The organism is Pseudoalteromonas sp. TB51, from assembly GCF_000498055.1.
Lineage (GTDB): Bacteria > Pseudomonadota > Gammaproteobacteria > Enterobacterales > Alteromonadaceae > Pseudoalteromonas > Pseudoalteromonas atlantica.
Map to the genome: position 1 here is coordinate 1 of NZ_AUTO01000088.1, position 2,260 is coordinate 2,260.

Here is a 2,260-nt window from a genome sequence, read left to right on the forward strand (position 1 = left end):
CGCCACTTGTAAAAGCAGCGACTGGTGAAGTAGTCAGCGCCGAAGAATTAGGCGGCGCCGATGTGCATTGTAAAACATCGGGGGTGGCTGACCACTTTGCAGAAAATGACGAGCATGCGCTGTCTATTGCGCGCCAATGTATTGAGCGTATTAATTACACGCGCCCTACAGCCCCTCTTTTAGAGGATGTAAAACCACCACGTTACGATATAAACGAGCTTTACGGCATTGTAGGCACCGACCTTAAAAAGCCGTTTGATGTGCGTGAAGTTATTGCCCGTACGGTGGATGATTCATCGTTTGATGAATTTAAACGCTACTTTGGTGAAACGCTGATAACAGGTTTTGCCAGTATTTACGGTAACCCTGTAGGCATAGTGGCTAATAACGGCATTTTATTTAGTGAGTCGGCGCAAAAAGGCGCGCACTTTATTCAACTATGTGCACAGCGCAATATTCCTTTAGTGTTTTTGCAAAATATTACCGGCTTTATGGTGGGTAAAAAATACGAAGCTGAAGGCATAGCAAAGCACGGCGCTAAAATGGTAATGGCGGTTTCGTGTGCCGATGTACCTAAATTTACGGTGCTAATTGGTGGCTCTTATGGCGCTGGTAACTACGGAATGTGTGGCCGCGCATTTGAACCCACCATGATGTGGATGTGGCCCAATGCCCGTATTTCGGTAATGGGCGGTGAGCAAGCCGCCGGTGTAATGGCGCAAGTTAAGCAAGATGGTTTAGCACGTAAAGGCCATAGCATGAGCGAGCAAGAAGTTAGCGATTTTAAAAAGCCAATTATTGATCAGTACGAAGAGCAAGGCCATCCGTATTACGCAAGCGCACGCTTGTGGGACGACGGCATTATTGACCCTGCCGATACCCGTAACGTATTAGGCCTAGCCTTAAGTGCAGCTCAAAATGCACCACAGCAAGACTCTAAGTTTGGCGTATTTAGAATGTAACCGGAGCGCAAAAATGTCAGTAACACTACAAATAACAAAATCTAATGTGGCTGTACTTGTTTTAAGCCGAGTTGAAAAACGTAACGCATTTAATAGTGAAGTAATACACGAGCTAATTCAGTGCATAGAGCATGCAAATACGCTCGATATTCGCGCTTTAGTTTTAAAAACTGAAGGTAAGCACTTTTCTGCCGGTGCCGATTTAGCCTGGATGAAATCAATGGCTGATAACAACTACGCCGATAACCTTGCCGACTCTATGCAGCTCGCTAAATTAATGCAGGTACTAGCCGCCTCTCCTCACCCAACCATATGTGCTGTACAAGGCGCTGCATTTGGTGGGGCATTAGGCTTAATTGCATGTTGTGATATTGCCCTAAGTAAAGACGATGCGCAGTTTTGTTTAAGCGAAGTAAAACTAGGGCTTATTCCTGCGGTAATTAGCCCCTATGTAATTAAAGCCATTGGTGAGCGTGCCGCGCGCCGCTACTTTTTAACTGCCGAGGTGTTTGATGCCCACACAGCAAAACAACTTGGTTTGGTTCATCAGGTGACCGGTAATTTAGACTGTGCCCTTGATAACATGCTGCAAACATTAATCGATAACGGCCCAGTAGCTGTAAAAGCCGCTAAATCATTAATTAACGATGTAGCAAATAAGCCTATTAATGATGATCTTATCGAACTCACGGCCGAACGTATTGCAAATATTCGGGTATCGGACGAAGGCCAAGAAGGACTAAGCGCCTTTTTTGATAAACGCCCTCCCGCTTGGCAACTGTAGGACTAATTATGAACACACACACATTAAAAAAGATACTCATTGCCAACCGTGGTGAAATTGCATGCCGTATAATGCGAAGTGCAAAGCAAATGGGCCTAACAACGGTCGCTGTTTACTCTGACGCCGACAAACACGCACAACATGTAAAAATGGCTGATGAGGCCTACCACATTGGCCCTGCACCAAGTAAAGACTCATACCTTGTAACAGATAAAATTTTACAGGTTGCAAAAATAAGCGGTGCCGATTGTATACACCCTGGATACGGTTTTTTATCTGAAAACAGTGAGTTTGCTAACGCCTGTGAAGCTAACAACATTGCGTTTATTGGCCCACTTGCAAGCAGCATAGAAGCCATGGGCTCTAAAACCCGCGCCAAAGAAATAATGGCCGCGGCAAATGTACCATTAGTGCCAGGGTATTACGGTGATAACCAAGACCCTGCTTTTTTACAATCTGAGGCTGAAAAAATTGGTTACCCCGTGCTCATTAAAGCGGCCTTTGGCGGCGGCGG

At 45.5% G+C, this 2,260-nt stretch carries 3 protein-coding genes; all 3 read left to right on the forward strand.

Features of this window, described 5'->3' with window-relative positions; translation table 11 throughout:
* Positions 1–962, forward strand: a 962-nt coding sequence (locus tag L650_RS0104305) for a carboxyl transferase domain-containing protein (protein ID WP_029772313.1), incomplete at its 5' end; no start/stop codon positions are given.
* A gap of 13 nt (positions 963–975) precedes the next feature.
* Entirely contained in the window at positions 976–1,746 is a 771-nt protein-coding gene (locus L650_RS0104310; RefSeq protein ID WP_004587898.1) for an enoyl-CoA hydratase/isomerase family protein, read from the forward strand.
* Between the two features lie 8 nt (positions 1,747–1,754).
* Positions 1,755–2,260: biotin carboxylase N-terminal domain-containing protein (locus L650_RS0104315; RefSeq protein WP_029772314.1), on the forward strand; the 506-nt coding region annotated here is incomplete at its 3' end.

Bases quoted from the DNA above. Each gene is read 5' to 3' on its own strand.
- L650_RS0104310 (WP_004587898.1), top strand. From the start codon at position 976: ATGTCAGTAACACTACAAATAACAAAATCTAATGTGGCTGTACTTGTT.